At 62.6% G+C, this 23,221-nt stretch carries 12 protein-coding genes; all 12 read right to left on the bottom strand.

The features are described from left to right. Window positions 1-67: 67 nt before the first annotated feature. Window positions 68-2,083 (bottom strand): DEAD/DEAH box helicase, encoded by a 2,016-nt coding sequence (locus C6P61_RS17180; RefSeq protein WP_105731118.1) that lies wholly within the window; start codon window positions 2,081-2,083, stop codon window positions 68-70. Beyond that, the gene (brxD, locus tag C6P61_RS17185; protein WP_105731119.1) at window positions 2,080-3,390 is read right to left on the bottom strand and encodes a BREX system ATP-binding protein BrxD; all 1,311 of its coding nucleotides are present in this window, start codon (window positions 3,388-3,390) and stop codon (window positions 2,080-2,082) included. The genes C6P61_RS17180 and brxD overlap by 4 nt, the downstream gene beginning before the upstream one ends. After that, window positions 3,387-6,092 carry a BREX-2 system phosphatase PglZ gene (pglZ, locus tag C6P61_RS17190; protein ID WP_105731120.1) on the bottom strand — a complete coding sequence of 902 codons (2,706 nt, stop codon included), beginning with the start codon at window positions 6,090-6,092 and terminating at the stop codon, window positions 3,387-3,389. The genes brxD and pglZ overlap by 4 nt, the downstream gene beginning before the upstream one ends. Further along, on the bottom strand, window positions 6,089-9,799 hold the full coding sequence (locus C6P61_RS17195) for a BREX-2 system ATPase PglY family protein (protein ID WP_105731121.1): 3,711 nt from the start codon (window positions 9,797-9,799) through the stop codon (window positions 6,089-6,091). The genes pglZ and C6P61_RS17195 overlap by 4 nt, the downstream gene beginning before the upstream one ends. Before the next feature lie 27 nt (window positions 9,800-9,826). Then, complete coding sequence (locus C6P61_RS17200; protein WP_146115093.1) at window positions 9,827-11,290, bottom strand: P-loop NTPase fold protein; 1,464 nt, start codon at window positions 11,288-11,290, stop codon at window positions 9,827-9,829. Then, complete coding sequence (locus C6P61_RS17205) at window positions 11,283-12,698, bottom strand: tyrosine-protein kinase family protein (protein WP_105731123.1); 1,416 nt, start codon at window positions 12,696-12,698, stop codon at window positions 11,283-11,285. The genes C6P61_RS17200 and C6P61_RS17205 overlap by 8 nt, the downstream gene beginning before the upstream one ends. Continuing rightward, window positions 12,698-13,123: a hypothetical protein gene (locus C6P61_RS17210; protein ID WP_105731124.1), complete on the bottom strand. Its 426-nt coding sequence runs from the start codon at window positions 13,121-13,123 to the stop codon at window positions 12,698-12,700. The genes C6P61_RS17205 and C6P61_RS17210 overlap by 1 nt, the downstream gene beginning before the upstream one ends. Continuing rightward, window positions 13,120-13,686, bottom strand: coding sequence for a hypothetical protein (locus C6P61_RS17215; RefSeq protein ID WP_105731125.1), 567 nt, complete (start codon window positions 13,684-13,686; stop codon window positions 13,120-13,122). The genes C6P61_RS17210 and C6P61_RS17215 overlap by 4 nt, the downstream gene beginning before the upstream one ends. 3 nt (window positions 13,687-13,689) lie before the next feature. Further along, complete coding sequence (locus tag C6P61_RS17220; RefSeq protein ID WP_105731126.1) at window positions 13,690-14,760, bottom strand: AAA family ATPase; 1,071 nt, start codon at window positions 14,758-14,760, stop codon at window positions 13,690-13,692. Window positions 14,761-14,842: 82 nt separating this feature from the next. Further along, entirely contained in the window at window positions 14,843-18,610 is a 3,768-nt protein-coding gene (gene pglX / locus C6P61_RS17230) for a BREX-2 system adenine-specific DNA-methyltransferase PglX (RefSeq protein ID WP_244908997.1), read from the bottom strand. An 11-nt stretch (window positions 18,611-18,621) separates the two neighbouring features. Further along, on the bottom strand, window positions 18,622-22,881 hold the full coding sequence (pglW, locus tag C6P61_RS17235) for a BREX system serine/threonine kinase PglW (RefSeq protein WP_105731127.1): 4,260 nt from the start codon (window positions 22,879-22,881) through the stop codon (window positions 18,622-18,624). Continuing rightward, window positions 22,878-23,221, bottom strand: a 344-nt coding sequence (locus tag C6P61_RS18250) for a helix-turn-helix domain-containing protein (protein WP_244908998.1), incomplete at its 5' end; no start/stop codon positions are given. The genes pglW and C6P61_RS18250, both read right to left, overlap by 4 nt.

The following is a 23,221-nucleotide window of genomic DNA, read 5'->3' on the forward strand; positions in this document are numbered from 1 at the left end:
GTGTTGCGCTTCAGATTTTAATCCGCCGGGACTAGGTCATAATTAATGACCCTACGCTGTCTGGCGTTCAATATGCTACGAAATTGCGAGCAACAATCGTCCGACAAAGCAAGATGGGGGGTACACAAGACGCAAACTTGATCCCTTCAGAAAATGCCTCCCGTTCTTGATCTGTCAGTTCAATATTTCTGTTGGCTTCCCCAATAAATGACAATGATGCGGCCGGAGCTTGAACGCTTAGGGCATCAAACTTAACGCTTACCCCTTGGTTGGAAGCCGACCGCGCATAGGTCCGGTTTTCCTTGGTGCCAGCAAAGGTCCATGTGCGCGTCTGATTCCCTTCCTGCCTGGACGTGAAGTGCGCATCAGGTGACAAAGCCAGTTCTTCTGTCAAGAAAGCCAGCTCAGCCTTGCCTCGTTGGGACAGATGAACAGCAGGTGATAACCCCTCAACCAGCGCTGCACGGATGCCCTGACAGACTTCTCTGCTCAAACTGCGAGCTCCACCCATCCATCTGGCCTTGCCTCCTTCTTTCGCTGGCTCCAACCAGACGGTCTGCTTAGACCACTCAATTTCCTTCACCAGCCAACTGCGGCCGGCCAGGAGGAGTAGCCGTTGAGGTTCTTCACCTGTCAATACCGTTGGGTCGATGTAGCCGACCTCGGCACTGCCACACCGGCCAGTCAAGAGTTGAGCCCCGCTGAAAGAGGCCAGCAGATCACGATAGTGGCCACGGCCGAACTCGCGCTCTGTGCGCGGGCCGACACGAACAAGCCCCTCCGATCTATCCAGGTACGCCTCCTGCACCATGTGGTCGACCAACAACCTGAATCCCTCTGACGGCAGTTCCGGAAAACAGCGTGCCAGCAGTGAGAAGACCTCGCTTACAGGCCATTCGCCCCGCTCCAGCGTGGCCACCAGAATCTCTTGGCTGGCTATCGGCCACGGCTCATCAGGTGGCCGCGCCGCTTCGACCCAGGCCTGAGACCATAGACGGGTTACTCCCAGCGCCAACATGAAAGCATCCTGGTTGGTCGTCAGAAACAGGCAATTCCGCAAAGCTCCTGACCGCCGGCCGGTGCGCCCCATGCGCTGCAAGAACGACGACACAGTCGAAGGTGAATCGATTTGTATCACTCGGTCCAGATCGCCGACATCGATGCCAAGCTCCAGCGTCGACGTTGCGACGATCACGCAATCCTTTTCTTCGCCAAACGCCGCCTCGGCTTGTCGACGCTCGGACGCGCTCAGCGATGCATGACTGACAAAGGTCCGCACCTCTTTGGCTCGGAGCATGCTGCTCAGTTGTTCCGCGCTGCTGCGCGAGTCGCAGAACACCAGACGCTTCTCGCCTCGGTGCAGGCGTGAGATGACTGTTGCCGCGTTCTCGAGTGTCCCGACGTAATCGATGGTGACGTTGGCATCGGTGCTCACCGAGGCGCTGCCCACTACACATCGATCCCCGACAGGCGAGAACCAGTCCAGAAGTTCCACTGGGTTGCTGACGGTCGCCGACAGGCCGATTCTCTGGAGCGGTTGTTTCGAATAGTGCTCCAGCCGCTGCAGCACAGAGCGCATGTGCCAGCCGCGGTCATCCTCGGCGAAGGCGTGCAACTCGTCAACGATCACCGCCCGCAAGTTCCCGAACCAGATGGGCCGGTCCACTCGGACGGATATCAACATCGCCTCGAGCGACTCCGGTGTCGTCAAGAGAATGTCGGGGGCCTCTTGCAGCGCTTTCTTCTTGCGTGACTGCGACACATCACCATGCCAGACCTCCACCGTGCGGCCGACGAGCCCGGCATAGTGGATCAGCCTATGCTCCAGGTTGTTCAGCAGCGCCTTGATGGGACAGATGTATAGGACACTTGTTCCAGGCCAGGATTCCTTGAGCATCCGGGACAGGATAGGGATGGCTGCCGCTTCTGTCTTGCCACCGGCAGTCGATGCCAACAGCAGGCAGTGCGAGCCGGCATGAATCGGTGCAATTGCAGCCAGCTGGGTGGGGCGCAGCGTGTTCCAGCCCAAGGTGTTGACCACGTGGTACTGGAGGGAGGGATGTAATTGCTCGAATGCGCTCACAACTCGATGTCATCCACGGAGGTGGCGCTCGCTGCTGCCCGCTCAGTGGCAGACATCTCGGACTCGGCAAGGGTGAGCGAATAGTGCTGACGCGGGTCGAAGTCCGCATGGAGCTCCACGCGGTCGAGCACGTCTGCGACAAGCTTCTTCAGGAACAGACGCGGCGCAACGCCAACCTTGCCCCCCAGACCTCCGGCCACGGCTCGAGCCAAGGTGGCCAGGTAATTGTCGTCGACCACAGTCCGCAGGCGTCGCTCATGCTCGCGTCCCTCCGCGTAGATGTCGCGCACACGGCGCCCAACCGAAAGCAGCGCGCTGTGGTCGAACGGGGCCAGGCGGATTTGGACAGCTCTGGAGTTGTCGAACCGACGGTCAGTTCCAAAGTCCACGTGTAGCCGTTGAGCCAACGGCGCAAGGCGCTGCACACCCTGTGGACCATCAAAGAACGCAGGTGTACCGGTGATGACCAGGTACAGCCCCGGATAGCGGCCTGCATCGATTTCGTCGATCCACTGCCGCAGCGCATTGAGACCCTTCTCGCGCGTGTCAGTACGCATGCGCTGAAGTGTTTCCACCTCATCGAGCACCATCACGAGACCTGCAAATCCGCTGTCTCGCAAGATGATAAGCAAGCCTACCAGGAAGTTGCTGGCTCCAAAGTGATCCAGATCACCCTTGATGCCCGCTGCTCGCTTGACGCTGGCCGCCACATTAGGCTGCCCGGACAGCCAGCTGATCAGGCCTTCGGCGAGCATACTGTCGTTACTAGACAACGCCTGCCGATAGGTGCGTAACACTGCCGAGAAGGCCGGTGCCGTCTTGCTGATGGCACTGAGTCGCGCCTCCATCAGCGCATCTGTGCGCTGCAGCAATCCCTGCGCATCGTCTGGATCTACCGTCGGGTCGGCCAGAACGTCTTGCTCCAGTGCATAGAACCAACCGTCGATGACGCTTCTGAATGCACCGCTGGCCATGTCAGCCGTACCCAGATGTTCGACAAGTCGCCGGTAAACGGTCTCCAGCCGATGCAGTGGTGTCTCGGTTTCGTTAATCTGGACTTCAGTCGCAGCAAAGCCTCGGGAGCGGGCACGCTCTTGCAGCCAACGTCCAAAAAAGGTTTTGCCGGTACCGTATTCACCGCGCACCGCCTTGAATCCGCCGCGACCTGCTGCGACCGACTCAAGCTCCTCGCTGAGGGTGGATGCAAAGGTCTCGATGCCAACCGCCAGGGCATCCAGTCCACTACCTGGAACCGTGCCTCTGCGCAACGCGCTGACAATGTCCTCCCTTCGAGCCGGGCTGATCATCGTGCGCCTCCTTGCCTAGTCAACTGGAATTGCTGTTGCAGCAAGGCGATGTTGAGTTCGACCGAACCAGCCGCCTCATCGACGGTGAGCACCGCCGCCTGGTCCACGTTCAGCATGCGACGCACTGCACTCAGTAATCCGCCCAATCGGACCTCTGCCAGCGAGAGTCGATTAGCCAAGGCCGCCCGGGACAGCTTCCCGCCACGCTCGACAAGAGCCTCCAGCAGTAGCCTCATCTTGTCGTCTGGCAACGCCACACGCGCAGCGAGTTGGCGCTGAGAGGCATAGATCGGGCTGGACAGCAGGCCGGCGATCCAGTCATCTTGGGCAAGCTCTACGGTTTGTGCTTTGGCCTGCGGCAAATCAACTGGAGAGAAAAGCCCGGGTTGCGGCTCGGTCTGCACCGGCTTCTTACGCACTGGTCTTGCTCGAGGTGCTGCTGTGGCTGCCTGCTCGGATTGCAGCATGGGTGCAAGCTCCCACCACTCCGGCTGGTTCGGCGGCGCAGCGCTCCAACCAGCCAAGCTGGCACCCAAGGGGACGAACACGCTCAACGGTACCGTAACTTCCTGTGGCGACAGACCACCGTGGTAGCCGTTCTTGCGGCCCGCGTAGCGGCTGCATTCACCCCAGAGGCAAACCACCGCATTCGAGCCATCGCTGGTGACCACCCGGCCACCACTGATCGCCAACTCTTGCGTCGATGCAGCAGTCCGGCCCAGCCGCCAACGGTCACTTTCGCCACCAGTGACCCGCGTGGTCCCATCCTCCAGCAAGTGACCATGGTCCGCCGTGATCACCAGCACGCGCCGGGCTTCGCGGGCCTCTCGCAGCAAGGGGAGCAAAAGACGCAGGTCCTCCAGTGCCCAACGCTGATTGAGCTGATCCGGACCGCTGAGGTGATCATCAACGGCGTTATAGACCACGCCTACGACCTGCTGACGTTGATTTGCAATCGCGGCGCGGACCTCGGGAGCCAGATTGCCGGCGTCCACCAGGTCACCCTTGTGGAAGAGCTTGGGAGCGAGCTCTGCTCGACTGAGTGCCGTCAAGGCTGGATGGGACGCGAAACCAGGCTTCTCCTGTGATTGAGTTCCAGCGGTCAACCGACCGCACAGCAGGCTGGTCCGGCTTACCTCGGTAATCGTAGGGACCGCAGCCACGCCAACCAAGGGCTTTCGTTGTGACGTTGGCACCAGTTCAGTCCAGCCGTGGCTGGCCGCTCGTGCAAACAGTTCACGGAAGATGCTGTTGCTCAAGCCATCCATCACCAACAGCAGCGTGGGCTGCACAGCCGCGACTGGTGCCAGTACTTTGTCCAGCACCTGCTCAAGCGGCACGATCCGGCCGTTGTCAGCAGGTGGCTGCCCGTTCCATTGCACCAGTGCCTGGGCAAAAGGCATGGCAAAGGCGTTGCGTCGTGCAATGGCAGCCTGGCGACACGCGGCATAAGCATCCGACAACTCTGTCAGCTCATCGCCGCCCAGCAACCTGAACCTGGCCCAATCCAGGTAAGCACCTTGGTCAGCTTGCCATTCAACCGATTCGTGCAGCGATGCCCCAGAGACCATCGGGCTGAGCAGCCAGCGTGCCAGGCGTCGCGCCATCTCGACGCGCTCCATGCGCAGTGGTTGCTCATTCAGTAGAACATGCTTGAGTGCACGATCAGCGCGCAGTTCAACTTGTTGCAGGTTGGCTTCACTGGGCTCAGCCGCTTGTGCTGTCAAGGCCAAGGCAAAGTCGATCAGACGCTGATCCAGCGCCGATGGCAGCAAGTCACTCAGATGCGCAAATTCCGGGATACGGAGATCGCGCAACAAGGTATCGGCGCGCTCCAGCATGGCCCGGCAGACCTCCACGCCTGAGCTACGAACCACCTGCCCTGCCGCCGCTGCCCAAGCACGGCCCTCCGTTACCCCCACATGCTTGTCATTAACGAAACGCTCCAGACGAATCGCAGCTTGCCCCAGCGCGGTCTGTCCCTCGCCCTCGGGAGCAAATATCACGCCACTGACCAGCCCCAATGGCAACGCATCGCCCGTTCGTGCTGCTTCCACGCAGCCCAACACCATCGCACCCGCCAATCCTGCAGTCTCCGCCAGCCAGGATAAGATGTCTGACCGTATCGGAGCAGGCAACGGCCTCAGCCGGGGATCTGCATCGGGTGTCATCGACCAGCGCAGCAGTGTGACGGCGTCCGGCCGAGCCATTTCAATGCCGGCGAAACGCAGCAGCACTTCGCGCCAAGCGGTCTCGAGGTCCAAAAAACCGTTGGCAACAGGCTGGTAGTCGCCTTGGGACGCGCCATCGATCAAGGCTTGCGGCATCCAGGCAAACCGGCCTAAGCGGGCGTCGGTCTCCTTGGCCTGGAACATCAAACGAACGATGTCCCAACCCTCCGGCTGGAACACCCGGGCGCGGGCCAGCCGAGCAGCAATGTCCTGCGCAACCTCATGGGTCGCCAACGGGGTAATGAGCACCATGCCCGAAGCCGTGGTGTTCAGCTGCTCCAACTCACACAGGGCCTCGCGGATGGCCAATGACGACTCACACCAGCGCAGCTGAAACTGACGGCCATATTGGCTCACAGCAGCGGGCCAGACCTGCTTGGTGGTCGCGCGAATCGCAACGGCTTGTGCCGTCGGATCGCTGGCCAGCACACGTTCCAGCTGTGCCGAGATCTGTGGTGTCGACAAACTCATGGCCGAGTGCCCTTGCGCTGCAGGCGCCAACTGAGCGTCAACTCCAATTCACGCTCGCTCGTTACACGGGCCTTCAGCTCATCCAGCGCTGCCAAGGCATCTGCACCCGTCAGATGCAAATCCTGCTTCTCGGCTACCACCTCGTGCGCCAGATTGGCGGGCGCCGGAGTGATTGTCACCGGTGCCAGTGTCGGCGTCGGCACAGACGCTGGTGTGCCCGGGTCAAGTACCGGGATTGGCACAGGTACAGGAACCGGTGTGGCCCTGGCTAGCAAGCGGATGGCATCTTGGTACAACTCGTCCAGCCGGACCTTCAATGACACCACATGCTCATCACTGGTCAGCCCTTCTTCCAGACGTGTTCTGAAGACCTGTGCCGCTTGAACTCCATGGTCACTCATTTCGAGCACCAGATCAAAAAGCTGCCAGTAGTTACCTGCCTCCAGCGCATTGGCACCGGCCTTCGCTTGGGCCAAAGCGCGACCCACTGCAGCCTCCGAGGTCTGCAAAACTGCCGTCGCCAGTACGGTGACCAGTTCGGACTCTGCCGCTGATGCCAACGCAGCCAGCAAGGCCTGGGCAGATTCAGCAGTTCGTTGGCGAGCCCCCGTCACGCCGGCCGCATAACGGCTCGATCGGTCTCGGACCTGCGCTACAAGGCGGGTGACTGCCTCGCGCTTCTCGGTCGCTTTCTGCTTTACTTCATCCACCAGTTTGCCGACGTTGGCGGCATTGAGCGTCTGACCCAAGGTCAAGCCAAACAGGCTGGACGCACGCTGCAACGCGAGCTGCCAGTCGCTGGCACTGGGCAGCAATTGCTCTCGCAACTCCAGTTCGTCCGGCACGTTGTCCACCGTGGGCTCGTAAGGTCCACCGCGCATCGTGAAGCGGCGGTTGGTCGAGGCAGCGAATGCCAGGATGATGAGGTTCTGCAACTCCAGCGGCAGGCCCATGGGCGCCGGCATGTCGATCCACTGTCGCAACCTGGCCACGGTGATTGCGCCGCCACCGTCGCGCGCGTGGCTTTGCAAAAAGCGCGATTGCCAACGCGGCTCGATCAACAAATGGGTTTCACCCATCTGCCCCAACTGGCAAGGGTTGACCACGGCACGGACCAGCCTGCGAACACCGGCGTCCTGAACCAGTCCGCGCTGCCCTGGTGCCTCAATCGCCTTCAGTACTTCCGGCCAGATCTTGCGAATAACGGCGGCCTTGATCTCGGTGTCGAACTCGGGATGGGCCGGGTACTGGTGGGCAAACAGCTGCCCCAACAGACTCTCGAAGGCCGACTTGAAGTCGGCGCCCACCGGCGGCCGTGGCGAAAAAGTCGGGTCCAGCGAGCGGAACTGTTGGTCTGCCGTCAGCGGGCTGCTGACGGCATCACGGGGTTCAGTGCTGATGCCGTAGGCCACTTCCAGCTGCGAACGCAGCTTGATGCGCAGCTGGTCAAGCTGGTTGCGGGCCAAGGCCTTGGCCTGCACGCGGTCCACCAATGACAGGTGGCCCGTATAGGTCTCGAATCGATCACCCTGCAGAATGTGGTCCAGCACCACCAGACGGCCCAAATCGGCCATCGCCTTGTTGCTCAGGAAGGATGGAATCCACACCAGGGTCTTGGTGTCGCCGCCACGGTATTCCGTGAGTCGCGCCAGGTCATCCGCCGGACCGAAGTTGGCATCGTCGAACGGGAAATCCAGCACCACCGTCCAGGTGCCGGAACGGCCACGCAGACGGTCATCGGTCATCTCGCGCACGTTCTCGTACAGCAGCTCGACCTCACGCCGCGTGCCACGCCAGTTGAACTCGTAGCTGTTGAATAGCTCACCCGTTTCGAGGATCTCCAGCTCCTTGAACAAGGCCTCGCGGATCCGCTTGCGGCGGTTACCCGGGTTGTCATTGGTTTCCGCCGCCCGAAGAATGGGCTCAATGTCGACGCCGGTCACCTGGATCGAGATGATCGGGTTCTGGTCCTCGGTGATCTTGATCTCGCCGATTTCGCTGGCCCAGTCACGGCACTTACGCAAGACATCCAGTGCTTCGCGCCCCGGAATAGGGGAGCGGAAAGTGCCGTGGTTCAGGGCTGCCAGGCGTTGAGCACTCAAGGCCTTGAGCGACTCCACCTCGGGCACCAGCGCCCCCAGTAGCAGTGTCTTGAGCAAGCGGGCGTCATTGCGCAGGTTCTTGGCTGCCGCCGCGTCAGCCTGGCCCAGCTTGATGGCCTCCCAGGTCACGTTGTGCTGCCGCTCCAGCATGGGCAGCAAGCGCTGGTTGTACAGGCGCTTGGCATTCTCGAAGTGCAGGCGCATGCCCTCGCTGAAGGGTTCATCCCCCTCGGCGATGGCATCGTACAGGTCGCCCACGGGAATCAGCTGACCCAGTTCAAGATCAGCCCGCCGGTCCACCAGCAACTGCAGCATCAGCTTGAGTGCGGTTCGCTCGCGCTGCAAGGCCGCCGACACGGCAATCAAGGTCTGCACCAGTGCCGGTGAAAACGGGTACACCTTGCGGAACATATCCTGGTCGGCCGTGGTGGTCAGCAGCGTGTCCAGCACGTCCTTGCGCATCCGCAGCAGGTCGTCGAAGGTGCTTTGCAGTGTTTGCCGGGCTGCCTCACTCACCGGGCGCAACACGCGCTTCTCGGCAATGGCTGGCAGGTTGCGGTCTTCCAGGGTGATGCGGTGAAAGCGTGCCTCCCAGTGCTTCAACACATCGCTGAACTGCACCTGAACCGAACCGGCCAGGTTCTCGCCCACCAGATCGCGCAGGTCACGCTGTCGGGCCACAAAGCTGATCAGCGGAATCGGCCGGTCGGCGTTGGTCGCTTCCACCAGCTTGACCAGCTTGGTGCCCTCCCGGCTGACGAAGTTGACGTCAGCCGCATGGCTGGCCAGCCACAACACCAGTTCGTCCAGGAACAGAATGACGGCGTCGTAGCCCAGCGCCTGGGCGTGCCGGCTCATGATGCTCAAGCCGTCGTCGAGCGAAACAAACGACTCGCCACTGCCCGCCAAGGTCCGATAAGCCGAGAAGAACTGCGTGATCAGGTCGCCCACGAGGCGCGAGCGCTCTTCGCCATTGGGTGCCTCCAGCATCGCTGCCTCGAACGCCACGGCATCCCAGCCGCGCTCCAATGCCCCCCAGCCGCCTGCGTCGTCCCCTGCACTGGCCCCCGCGTTGAGCTGGGCGAAGAAGGCCGCATCGCCCATGCGGTCACGCAGCTCACGCGCATCCTTGAACATGCCTTCGGCCAGGTAGAAGCCAGGCACCGGGGCTTCTGGATGCTTCTTGCGGACGAACTCGGCGTATTGGCCCAGGATGGACGACTCCATGTCCCGCGCGCCGATCATGTGGTAGGGCACCAGCAAGAACTTGCGGCCTTCAGTCCAGCCATGGCGGGCCACCACGTCGGCCAGTTCGGGTATCGACCGGGCCTGGGTGTTGCCCGCCAGCAGCAGGTTCAGTACCGCCATGAAGTGGCTCTTGCCAGAGCCGAAACTGCCATGCAGATAGGCTGCCTTGCTGCCGCCGGTCTGCACCGCTTGCTGGATGAAACCCAGCGCGTTGGCAAAGGCGTCCACCAGCTGCGGCGTGACCACGTAGTCGCGCAGGGTCTGCTCGGGCTCGGTCACGCCCTTGGACAATTGCAGGACGAAGTCGCCCTGGTGCACCCGCTCGGGGATGGCGATGAGGTCTTTCAACAAAGGCATGTACGGACTCTTTTTCTGACGTTTCTGTTACTTGAGCGGCTTCACGCCACCGCGCCTGCCGAGGCCAAAGGCGATCCGGTAAACGTCGGGCATCTGGATGCGCTGGTCGTCCAGGCGCTTGAGCAGGCCAAGCGACTCCAGATCGGCCAGTACCCCGGCGTGGCCTTCGCTCAGGTGTTGAGGCGGTAACTTCACTCCGCTGCTGGAGTGGAGCTTATCGAGCAGCGATTCCAGCGTCCCATCAATGCGCCACAGCTCTTGGATATCCTGGGCTGCACACGGCACGGTTAAGCGCCCGCGCAGGGGTCGCATAACCAAATCCACCCAGGGGTAATCCTCGGTGGTCACTTCATCCACCCTGATCTGAGACGCGCTTTGCACTCCCTTGGCAATCATCCGGTAGTCGATAGCCAAGGGATGGTCGTCAGGGGTCTCGTCTGCCGCCTGACGCAACGCGGCAAAAAAGCTGCGCGGGCTGACCTGATCGAGACTGTCCAGTAAGTGGTTGACGAGCCAGGTATAAGGCTTGCCACGTTTGAAACCACTGGGGCCGGCAGCCATCGCCTTGCCGGCCAGCAACGCGAACACCGATTCCTGAAGATGTTCGTCGGTGCGCATCGGTCCTGGCAGCAGCCAGGCCTGTGCCGGCTCCGAACGTTTCCAGAGCAGGCCTGTGTGTTGCGTGAGACCACGAAACGCCTGACCATAACGCTCGGCGTTGCCGAGACATTGGAACAGCAACGCATACAGATCAGCCCGGCGCCAAGTCAACGCCGCCTTGCGGGCTAGCAGTTTAGATGCATCCGGAAAACCAACAATCTCCCGATCCTGCAGGATGTCTGGCCGCAAAAATATCTTGAAACGTATCCGTCGGGTGGCTCGCAGGTCAAGTGCAATTTGCAGCAGCCCCTTGGCGAGTGGACGAATCCTCTGCCAATCCTCAGCAAGGCGATCAAGCGCGTCGAACAGCACGACCAACGTGACGTCCTGCTCCTCCAGTTGACGGTCGATTTGCAGCAGCAACTCGTCGAACTCTTCGGGATGTTCGTGAACCCAGCCAACACGCTCCAGCCACTGGCCACCAGCGGGATAAGGCGCGGCAAAACCAGCTCTCTGGGCCAGTACCGCGCGCCAGATGGCACGTGCCGGGAAGTGCTGTATCAGCTTGGCCAGTACATCCTGACTGGGAGCATTTTCCGACGTAGCCTGCGCACCAAACGCCTGCTCCACCCGTACATGACTGTTGAAACGGATCTCCGGAAAGGCTGTTCCGATGAAGCGTCGGTGTGGTTCGGACGACAGGTGCGACCACCAAAAACTCTTGCCAGAACCCCGAATACCCTCGACCAAACTGACTTCCGGATCCAGAGCCTTGGCATGACTGGGCGGCACATAAGTAAAGGCAGGAGGACGATCAGGCGCAAACCCCACATGATCTACATCCGGCAAGGACTCGCGCAATGCCTGGCGCAGGGCACAGGTGTCATTCATCAATGGTCTCCGGTAACGCGTCCATGACTGCCGTAAAAAACGGACCGAAGGCCAACTCGATATCAGCCGCACTGACACCACCGTCTTCGACCCTAAGCAGTGGATTGAACTCCTGCAGGCGACCGCTCCATCGGATGCGTAACGGAAAATGAGGAGCATCCTCGGCATCAAGGTCGAAGTTGAAAGCCGACTCGAAGTCGCTGTCAGCCTCGGAGTTCTCTAGGTTGCGCGGCTCGATCCGGTCGTACAGGTGTTCGGCAAACAGATCGTAAGCATGTTGCTTGAACCGTTCAGCACGGTCTGCCTGGTCGCTTTCCGGAAACAGCGCCTGCACCATCAACAACCGCTCGCGCACGGCCCGCAGCACATCGGGATGCTGCTGCCAGTGCAAGAACAGTTGCCGATAGCCCTGCCACGATTGCGCGGTGTCAGTGGCAAACAGCAGCGCCACGTCAGCCAGCCGGGCAATGGCTACTGCCGCCACATCATGCAGGCCGGCACGGCTGTCGATCAGCACGACGTCGGGGCGCTCGCACCGTTCCAGAACAGACACCAACTCGACCATGCGTGTGGCAAAACTGCGTGGGCCTTGTGGCGAAGGCACATCGCCGTACACGCGTGCCAGCTTGCTCAAATAAGCAGTCTCGCACTGACCCATTGCAGCGGCTACGCGGATCACACCTGTGGTGTGTTCTGCCAGTGGACTGTCAGAGACAATGTCGCTCAATACCGTACCCCCCTGGCCCACCGCATCCTCCACGAACCAGTCGATCAGGCCGTAGGCGGCGACACGCTCGGGCGGCAGCAGCAGACCGGACAAGCCAGGCGACTCCAGATCGAAGTCCATCAGCAACACGCGCTTACCCGTTTGTGCCAGCTTGTAGGCCAGCATGGCCAGCGCGGTTGAGCGCCCCACGCCACCCTTGAGCCCGTAAAACACGATGCGTAACGGGTGGCCTTCGCCACTGAACTTCTCGGCGCGCAACCAGTCCTGGCCAATGACCTGACGATCCAGTAAAAGCATCGAGCGTTCCGGATGCAGTACACCGGCAGCATCTTCAAACGCCGGCAACAGTGTTTCATGCCAGTCGGCGTTCTGGAACAGTGTCGCTGGATTGGAAAAGTCGTCGCGGTACAGCACCTGCTGAGACGTCGCATAACCTCCTAACCCGGCTGCAGCTGACAACAGGATTTCATGAGCGTCCAGCGGATAACGCTGCTCGTTGAGGATGTCGTGATCAGCGCTGTCATCTTCAGCTAGAGCCAGCGGCTGGTAAGCATCGACCGCAAAACGCAGCCGGCCATAGATGTCGCGCACGATACCCACACGGGGCATGCTCGGCAGCCGTGGATCGTTCGCGATCTCCGCGGCCAGGCGCATGGCGTCATTGAATCGCAGAGTGCGCATCACAGTGCTCCAGAAGTCATGTTGTCGAGACAAACCAGCATCTCGCGGGCAGCCGCTTCCCAACCAGGCAACGAATCAAGCGGTAAATCCCTTGCACGCCAGTAACGATGCTCGATTTTCCAGTCGTGCATCTTTCCCAGACTTGGCACTGCCGCTGTCAGCGTGCTCGCGGAGCGTCCGTCTGGCAATGTAGTTACATCGGTGACCAACTTTGGCAAGTGCAGGCGCAATTCCGCTGCGAGGCTGCCGTCAGCCTCGGTACTGGCACCCAGTTGCACCAGCACAGCCTTCAAACCGCATTCGACACTGAGCCCGTACAACTGGCCAGCGTTGGGCCGGCAGCCGGCTTTCTGCAGGGCATCGGCATCGTGGAAGTGGCGCCTGGCACTGACCAGATAGTCAACGCGTTTGGGTTTTGTGCTCATACCGGCTTTGCAGATGTCGCTACGCGGGTAACATAGGGGCTGAAGACAGGGCGCGAAATCAGGGTGTCGTAGTCCATCAAGGCTACCGCCTCAACGCCCGCCAGTTTGAGGCGGCCTTTTAGCCGAGCATTCAAGGCGATCCGGAGCGCACTCAGGTAAACCTTCAGCTGCGCGGGCAGGTCCAAGCCCACGGCCAAAACCAGCTTGACGGGCTTGCGCACGGCAACTGGCAGTTCGGCACGCAAGCCCTGGCCCCAATCGTTACCGCTCCAGCTCGCGAGCAGCATCATTAGGGTGTCGGTGATCTTGCCGACCAGTTCATCGAAGCGCCAGGGCGAGGGCTGACCTTTGACCGGAATAAAATCGGTCCCAGCCAGCATGGCGGTGGTTTCGGTGAAATCCTTGACTTCCAGCAGCACCAGCCGGCCTTCATGCACCCAGGCAAAGTCCATTTCCTTGAGAGACTGCCCGCTCAGCGGCCGGTAACTGGTCGTCGCAGCCAAACGGAAATGCGCTCCGTCAGGCAAATCGAGTCGCAATCCAGACTCTTCATAAACCGCCATGGCTCAATCCCCCAGATCGAGCGCCACATCGGCTTCGTACAGCCGCAGCGACTCTTCAACGATCGGGTTCATCGGCAAGCCGTCGCTCAAGCGGGTGACCGAACCCACCACCCCACCAGTTTCCTGCTTGCGCAAATCGAGCAGGGAATAGTCGGCCTTGTGCTTGCGCGCCAGTTGCTCCAGACGCTTGAGCATGTAGAAACTGTGCGTCGTCAGGTAAACCTGAACGCCGGACTGAGCGAACTCGTGCAGCATGTCGGCAAACAGCACGATGGCCCGAGGATGGAGGTTCACCTCGGGCTCATCGACGAAAAGCATACAGCCTCCGGCTGGTGTGAGCCGGCGGTTGCGCATCAGGCGCGAAAGGATGCCGATCTTCTTGATGCCCTCGGCTGTCTGGTGCATGTTGAAGCTCTCCTTGCCGCGGCGGAACATGATCGAGCCGTCAGACTGCATCTCTACTTCACCGCCACCGGTGACGTCTTCCAAATGCCTGAACACGCGCTTGATATGTTCCTTCCAGTTGCCACCAACGGTCGGCTGACGAAAGTCCTGCACCAGGTCGTAGTAGGTGTCGTCAAAAGATGCGATCTCTTGCGATTCGCGGGTTGCCACGATGGCATCGAAGATCGACAGGATCTCCTTGGGTGGCAGGAAGGTGGCCTTGTGCCCCGCCAGTTGCCCCATCTCGTTGGTTTCGATATCGGTGATGCGCACCGTGGTGTCGCGGCCAAAGCCGAACTTCAGCCGGCCGTCGCTGTTCCACTGCAAATCAGCCTTCAGCCGGTTGCCGCTGCCACGTGTGACGAGGCGGCCCAACTCCATCTTCTGGGGCAGGAAGGTCCAGCGCAACTTGCTCGACAACAGCTCCGCCAACTCTTTCGGCTCAGGCCCCGACTGCTTCTTCGAGTAGTCCTCGATCGAGCGTGTCATCGCATACAGCAGCTTGAGCAAGTGCGTCTTGCCGGTGTCATTGACTCCGATGATCACGTTCAGCGACGCGTGGTCACGCCACTCCAGGCGCTGGTGGAAGGCAACGAAGTTCTCGACGGTCAGGGACTTGAGTGTGCTCATGTTGCTGTCCTCCCTCCAACCAGCGACTTGAAATTGTTGATGTAAAAACTTCTGATCATGTCGATTCCTTGCTTCAGCGGCTTCACACTGCTGCCTTCTTCCTTCCGCGCTTGGCCGCCACCACCACCGGCCTCCAGGCCCGCAGGTCATCCAGCGTGAAGCCCAGCGCGCGGGCCTCTTCGGTGACGAAGCTGAGGTAGTAGTCACCCATGCGCTCGCCAAACACCGGGTCCAGTTCGTTGTGCCATTGCTGCAGCCAGGGCACCAGTTCCAGCAGGCTGGCCAGCAGGGGCTGCAGGCGTGCGGGCGCCCAGCCTTCGCTGTCCTTCATGTCCAGGTAGTAGCCGGCCAGGGCGGTGGCTTGCTGAAGGTGGTCCCAGCCGGCCCAGGCGATGACCAGACTGCCGTCCGTGCCTCGCTCGCAGCCAGGGTAGCTGACCCAGCGCTCCTTGGGCACGTCCAGGCCACCGCGCAGGCGCCAGACATCGGCCTTGAGGAAGTCCTTGCTCTGGTATTTGGGCGGCACCGGAATGGCGCCGACCTCTCGGGCCTTGCGCTCTTTGCGCAGTGGCACGAATTCTTCGTCCAGCTTCTTTTGCACCCATGCCAGCGCATCGGCGTCGGGTTCAGCGCCCTGCGCCACGTCCTTGACGATCTGCAACAGTTCCTGGCGTCGGGCTTGCTGCAGGACATCGAGTTCGGCATCGATGGCGTCCTCGCGGCGCTGCAAGGCCCAGGTGTCTTGCCACTGGCCGCGCTTGCGCAGGCCGGTGTCGGTGTAGCGCTGCGTCGGCAGGGCCGGCACGGCTTCGGCCGCCACCAGTCCGGCCACCAGTTGCGCCAGGTCGAAGTCGGCGTGGCCGGCGTACAGGGCGGCGATCTGCAGAAAGTCGGCATCGCGCGAGACAGCGTCGGCCAGGCGGCTGGTGCTGGTGAGCTGGGGCGGCTGGTCGACACTAGCGGGCCAGAGCGCGGGGGATTCGAGCCGGGCCAGCAGCCAGTCGCGCAGGGCAGCCTGTTCCTGGTCGGCCCAGGCGGGCGTGTTCCAGCGGCGCTTGAACTCCGGGCGCTCGACCAGACCGATGGACTTGTCGCGCTCGATCAACTTGATGCGGCGCTGTACCACGCTGCGGTAGTCCTCGGGCCAGTGGGTCGGGATCTCGGTGATGGGGGTGGAGCCGTGGCGCTCGAACCAGGTGGTCTGCTCGCGACCGGCGGCGATGCGGCGGGCCAGCACGATCTCGAACGCGCGCTCGCCTAAAGCCACTTCCACCGGGGCGCCGGTGTATTCCACCTCGTCGGCGGTCACAACGGCCGGCAGCAGGCCGTAGAGGCGGTAGCACTGCCAGTCCAGTTCTTCTTGCTGGGCGATCATTTGCCGGCGCAACTGGGCAGCCTGTTCGCGGGCGGCGTCCAGACTGGCGCGGGTGGGCAGTGGGCCGGCAGCCAGAAGCGCAGCGGGTTGCAGGGCAGCTAGTTGACACGATTGGGTGTCAAGGCGCGTGGCGATGTCGAGCGGGCGCTCAGTGCAGAGCGGAAACTCGGCAACCTTTGTCGATGCGAACTCATAAGTGTCGAAAGCTGAGTCCCCTGTAGTCCTCGCACCCTTGGAGTCAGTCGAATCTCCTTTATTGAACGAAACCTGTTTTAGCCAAAAACACGCCACCGACGAGTTCAGCAGCCCGAGCAGGCCCAGGTGATCTTCCTCGCTGCTGCCAGCGGGCAGCTTGATGACCGGAGCTGACTGCTTGAAAACCTTGCCGCCGCGATCCAGCACAAAGTGGTTGTGGGTGGCGACGAAGGCGAAAGTGATCGCAAAAGCGTAATTCAACCGACCAAGACTGATTTGATGCCATGCCCACCACGATCGCCCTTCCTCAAGATAGGTTTTATTTCCGAAGGCCATCCGATTGGCCATAACGGTACGTGCCGGCCACATCCAGCGATGAGACGCTGGGATGCTCTCAAGATTCATCAATCCATGTTCAGAGTACGGGGTAAGGATTGCGTCGCGTGCAGAGACGTACCAATCTCGGATCTGGTCTCCCTCAACCAAGGGCTTCACAGCAGTAAGCAAGCCCGCACGGGCAAACGCTTCAGCAGGCGCAGTTAGTACATCGTCAGCACTCGTTCGCCCTGTCCCACTGAAAACGTCCGCAATTTTCCCGAGTCGCTGGCCGCAAACACTCTCAATCGCCTCGTTTACATCCGTCGCGCCCCCACCGCCAATGCTCCACGGATGATTAGCTAAGGTCTTCCGGGGCGTATCAACCACGCTGACAAAGTCGCTTTCGCTGCTCGCCTGGTCGATCTGGCCCAGGATGGCACTCCACACCAGCCCGTGCGCCGGGTCGACGGGCGTGCTGGGTTCGCCCTTGATACCCATCACAGTGCGCACGCCGGCGTCCACCGGCGTGCGATGGCGGCCGAACAGGATCACGGTCGGCGTGCCATGGCCGGGGATGTAGGCGCCCGAGGTATCGACCACATGGGTCAGGTCCAGTCGGGGCAGCACCTGCTCGATAAGCTTGCTGCCAAACTCGCGCTTCATGAAGCTGTTGGCCGTGATCAGGCCCACATAGCCGGCGCTGTGCCCATCAGCAGCCGTCACGGCCAGCTCAAAGAAACGCTCGGTAAACGGTGCACCCAGCGAGTATTGGCGGTGGCAACTGGCGTACTTTTGCCGATAGGCCGCGTTCAGCGCCACATCCTTGACCACAATGTAGGGCGGGTTGCCTACCACCGCATGGTACTGGCGGCCCAGGATGCGCTGCACCTCGGGCAGGTCTTCGCTGGCGTAGGCATGGGCCAGGCCGCTGTCGGCGTGGGTCTCGGCCACATCGAACAGGTCCTGGCTCTGGGTCAGGCCAAAGCGGGTGCCGTGCAGCAGGCTGTCGCCAATCGCCACCGAGACCTTGAAGTCGTGCGCGTTGGCCAGGCGCTGCACCCCAGAGGCCTGCAGCGCCGCCACGAACAGCCGGAAACGCGAGATCGCCACAGCAAACGGGTTCAGGTCCACGCCGGCTACGGCATCGAGCGCCTTCTGCGCCAGGTCCACCGGGTTGCGGCCGGGCTCGTGGCGCTGCCACTCGGCCAGCAGGCGGTGAAAACCGCCCAGCAGGAAGTGGCCCGAGCCGCAGGTCGGGTCGATCAGGCGCACCTCGCGGAAGCCGAATTCGCGGATCGCGGGCGTCAGCGTGCGGTCGAGGATGAATTCCTCGACGAACTCGGGCGTCTGCAGCAGCGCATAGCGCTTGCGGGTGGCCTCACTCAGATCCTGGTACAGGTCGCCCAGGAAGCGGGTGTTCCAGTCTGGGTCGGTGAAGTCGTGCAGCAGCGCGCCGGTGTTGGGGTCTATCTGCTGCCAGAACTGGCGCAGCGCCATGGCCGCATCGCCGCTCAGCCCCAGGCGGAAAGCCGGGTTGTGGGCTTCGTCGAAGAAGGTATGCAGGCCCGGCAAGGTGCCGGCCTCGCGGAAGGCAGCCAGCAGGTAGTCGCGGTCGTTTTGCAGCGGGTGGGTCTGGAAGTAGGCATCGTGCCGGTCACGCACCAGGGCCAGGCGTCCCGATTCCGACGTGCCGCCCAGCCAGGGTCGCTCGACCAGCTGGTTGTCCTCGATGAAGCGCAGGAAGACGCAGCTCAGCAGCCAGTGCACGCCGGCCTGGGTGATGACCTGGTCGACCCAGGTCTCGAAGGTCTCGGCGCAGCGGTCGGCATCGCGTGCGGCCTGCCATTCATCGCGCAGGCTGGCCTTGAGCTCGGGGACATCTTCGATGCGCTGCAGCAGGTCGGTTTCCAGACGTTTGAGCAGCCGGGTCAGGTCGGCCAGCAGTTGGGGGGCATTGATCACGGAGCAATCTTTCAGGCGGGCTGGCCAGCCTGCAAGGCAGCGGCAGACCGGTGTTGGTTTTCTACCCAGGCCTGCGGCAATGCCAGGGCGCGGGTGTTGTGGAGGTTGTTGACCAGCGGCAGCGCCACGCCGTCGATGACTGGGAGGCCCTGCTGGCTGGTGGGCAGCAGCACCCAGGCGGTGGGCGTCTGGCCAGGTCGGCCTGCTTGTTGTTCCAGCTCGGTGATCAGGCTCATCAGCTGATAGCGGGCCAGCAGGCCGACGTTCACCAGCAGGATGGGCGCCGGGCTGTCGAGCAAGGCGGCCCGCAAGGCTGGCACGGCGCGCTGCACCAGGCGCTGCAAGTTGATCCAGTGGCGGCTGCCACGGTCGGCGGCGTCGGCCTGCAGCACGACGTTCCAGTCCACTCTCATGGCCTGCGCCTGATCGCGCAGCGCGCCCAGCAGCAGCGCATCGAAGTTGACGCGCTGCACGGCCGCGGCGGATGTGTCGGGGTTGCCGAAGCGGTGCAGCAGCTCGGCCTCGGCATGGCGTGCCAGGCGCGGCGGCACCGTCAGCACCAGCAGGCCGCCCTGTTCCAGCGAACGAAGCAGGCGCGATTCGACCACGACGGCTTCGGCCGCGTCGGCATCACCCATGGCGTATCCGGCCTGCAGCGTGGCGTGGCGCGAGAACGCGGTGGTGGTACCCGCCGTCTGGCCGCGCCCCAGGGTGGCCAGACGGTAGGCGCCTCGGCCATTGGCCCCGCTGCCGTCCCAGGCCAGGGGCGCGCCGGCCTCTTCGAGCAGGCGGTCCAGCACCGGACGGTTCGGTAGCGGCGAGGCCTCGGGGTAGCGGCCACGGACGCGATCCTGAATGTCCTTGGCCTGGAGCTCATGGGCGCCCACCAGCGCGCCCAGGGATTGGCGCAAGGCCTGGATGGGCGCCAGGCCGCGGGCGTACATCTCTTGCCGGCTGGAAACAGCAGCCTTGCGGGACGCCGAGGCGGCCAGTCGCAGCAAGCGGGTGGGCGTCAGCCGCGCGGGGACGGTGCCGCCAAGCTGCTCGGGGGCTGGCAGCGGCAGGCTGTCCAGCATCTCCAACACGCGGGCGGGCGACAGCAAAGGGTCAGCCAGGGCGCAGGCATCCGCCGCGGTACCGAGTTGGCTGGCGTAGTCGGCCCAGGCCGCCGCACTGGCGATCAGCATCGACGGCTGATGGTCGAAGGCCTCGAAGCGAGGTTGGTCGAGGTGCGCCTCGGCTTCCACCGCAGCGCGCAAGACGGCCATGGCCTGGCGCAGTCGTTCAGCGCTGTCCTGCGAGGCGCAACCCCGCAGTGCCAGCAAAGCCAGCGCGCCGTCGGACGCACTCATCACGTGGCCCTGGCTGCGCACGAGCGTGTCGATCTGGTGACGCAGCTCAGTGAACGCCGGGTTCTTGAGCCAGCGCGCGCGGGCCTTGATCAGGGTCGTTGTCAGCACGCCGCGTTCCACCTCGCCCGCCTGCGCCGCATCACCCAGGCTGGGCCAGGCTCCCGCCGTCACGGCATCGTCCAGGCCCAGGTAATGGGCCAGGGCCGCTTCTTCGGGCCGGTCGTCGCCGGCGGGCCGCCGGGGGAGCAACTGGGCAGCCAGTTCGTTGATGCTGACAGCCCCTTCGATTTCCTCGTCCGCGTCGAGCGCCGCGTCACGGCCCTGGCCGAGGTCGGGCCGAAGCCGGGCCAGCTCCTTGGCCGTGAGCCGGATTTCCTTGCGGATCTTGTCGCCCACGCCCTTGAGGTAGCGAAAGCGGATGCGATCCACCGCCAGCAGCTCGCGCGCGTTGTGCACGCCCATGCGCTCCAGCACGTCCTGGGCCTCCAGGCTGTAGCCCAGCTCGACCATGGTGGTCTGCGGGTTGGCGGTCAGCGCAATCGCGGCCAGGCCGCTGACCGGCGCTGTGTCGCTGGGGTGGGCCGACTGCCGCGCCGTGAAGATGGCGCGCCAGGCGCGCAGCATGTCCTCGGCGTTGTCGAAGCGCCCGCGAAAGTCGCGCTTGAGCGCTCTCTCGAAGAAACTGCCAAAGTCTTCACGTATTACCGGATTGAAGACGTCCTTCTCGATGCTGGCTTCGACATCGAGCATCACAGGCAAGGTCTGGCCATCACCCCATACCGGCGGCTGGCCCACCGCCATCTCGTAGAGCGTGACGGCCAGGGCAAAGCGTTCGGCGTAGAGGTCCCAGCGTGGCGGCCGCCGCAGCGACAGGAAGGGATCCAGATAGGGATGGGTGCCGGCTGTGATGTTGTCAGCCGGCGTGCGGCAGAGCGAGAAATCGAACAGCACCAGTTGCAGCTTGCCGCTGCGGTTCTCTGCAATGCCGATGTTCTCGGGCTTGATGTCGCGATGCGCTACCCCTTCGGCTTCCAGGTGGTTGACGGCCTCGATCAGCTCTTCGCCAAAGCGCTGCAACATGTCGAGCGACAGGCGCCCCTCCTCCCTGAGCTTTTCGGCCAGGGTCTTGGCGCCCGCGCTCTTGAGCAGAAGCGCAGTGCGGCCGCAGACGCTCAGCGTCTCGCGGTGGGCCACGATGTTCTGGTGGTGCAGGCGGGCGAGCACTTCACCTTCCGCGACCAGCCGGTCATTGTGGGCGATGTCGCAGGCCACCTTGAGGATGGACTCCTCATCGCTGCCGTCGCGCTGTACCAGCAAGGCGTCGCTGGAAGAGCCGCGCCCCATGCGCTTGATGACGGTGAAGCCGCCATCGAGCCGGTCGCCCGTGCTGGCGATGCTGGGGTCGACCGTGACTTCGGGGTCTGGCGTGGTCAGCTCGTCTTCGACCAGATCGAGGTCGTCGAGGAAGCCCTGGATGGTGTCGTAGCGCGTCAGCAGATCGGGCGAGGTAGCGAACTGGATCAGTTCCTGCTGCCGGGTACCGCAGCCGTCCATCGTGTCCGACAGGCGCAAGCCCTGGCCCACGCGCAGCTTTTCAGCGAGCTCCAGCGTGGATTGCGCAGGAGGCTGGCCGGTGAAGATGTAGCAGGCGATGCAGCCGAGCGAGAACACGTCGAGGCTGGCGAGTTGTGCCGGATCAGCTCGGATGGTCTCGGGTGCCAGGTAGAGCAGCCCGGGGTCTTCGACATAGTCCTCCACATGGCGCGTCCCGGTCGTGCGGTGCACGGAAGTCGACCCGGCAGCGCCCCCGACGTTGCGCGAGGCGGTCTGCCAATTCATGAGGCGCAGGCGCATGGCTCCGCTATCTGCCTCGTGGACGAGGATGCTCTGCGGACCCAGTGCACGGTGGTAGAGGCGGTTGGCGTGGGCGTACTTGAGCGTCTCCGCGATGTCGCGCACCAGTTGCAGCCGCTGGGTGATGGTGAGCGATTGACCCCGCTCGTGCAGCAGGTGATCCAGCCGGACCGCCTTGGGGTCGTGATCAAAGATCAACGCCGGGCCAAGCTCTGTTTCCTTGTAATCGTTGACGCGCAGGATGCCGGGATGGTCGATGCCTTCGAGCACCTCGAACTCACGACGTGCCAGCCGCAGCCGACTGGCACGAATGTCCGGGCTGGAGGCGGTGGCGACGGTGTAGATGCGAACACGCCGATGGATCGTGTCGATGCTGACGTGACTGGCGTTCCAGTCCTGGAAGCCTTCGCCTTCAGCAATGAGTCTGGTCAGCCGGTAATCGCCGACCTGACGGTGCTTGTTGGACGGGCGAATGCCTGCCTCCGCCAGTCCTCGGGCAATGGCGCGGGCCTGTGTAGCGTCAACCGGCATGACAGCCCTGGTGGCCAGGCCGTGGCTCAAGGCACCGACGATGCCTGGATCATCAACAGCACCGGGCTGGCCATGCTGGAAGGTAGCCGCCTTGGCTAGCCCGTCGAGCTGGCAAGAGAGACTGGAGGAAGACAGGAAGATGACTGGCTCGACGAATGGCAACCGGATCTTGGCCTTGACGATGGCAGGCTGACGGCGCAACAAACTGGCCAGGCGCTTGGCCTTGCGGTTGATCAGGATCAGCGGGTTGTCATGGGTTGAGGTGCTGCCATCCGTGGTCCAGGTCCAAGTGTGGACATCGCCTCGGAGCACACCCGGCCGGCTCTTGATCTCCAGCAGAAAGAGACCCGCGGCCGACAGCACCAGGGCATCGACCTCGTTGACTTTGCCCTCGTCGTCTATGAACTCGAAGTTGGTCCAGGCATGCCACGGATCGCGATCGGGCAGATGGGCTCGCAGCCATTCGAGTGCCTCGCGTTCCCAGGAAAAGTTGGATTCGGCAATCACATGCCACCGGGATGGGCTGAGCGTCACGCAGCGCTCCTGTCGGCGTCGGGCAGGTACTCAAACAACTCCCCGACCTGGCAATGAAAAAGTCGGCACAGGGCATCGATGGCTGCCAAGTCCAAGCGGGTTGCGGTCTCTTTGTACAAGGCACTGACGGTACTGCGGTTCAAGCCGGTCAGGCGCGACACGTCAGAAATTCGAAGCTTGTCGCGACCCATGAGCGTCGATAGATGGCAGCGAACCATGATGAAATTTACTAGAGTTGTGCTGCGCAGTGTAGCAAAAACAATTCCTGCGCACCATCCCGATAGCCTGCATTTGGGCGCGAGGGCGCTGGCATCGCCTGCCTTAGAGCGTGTTATGGACT

It is taken from the genome of Malikia spinosa (assembly GCF_002980625.1).
Classification (GTDB): domain Bacteria; phylum Pseudomonadota; class Gammaproteobacteria; order Burkholderiales; family Burkholderiaceae_C; genus Malikia; species Malikia spinosa.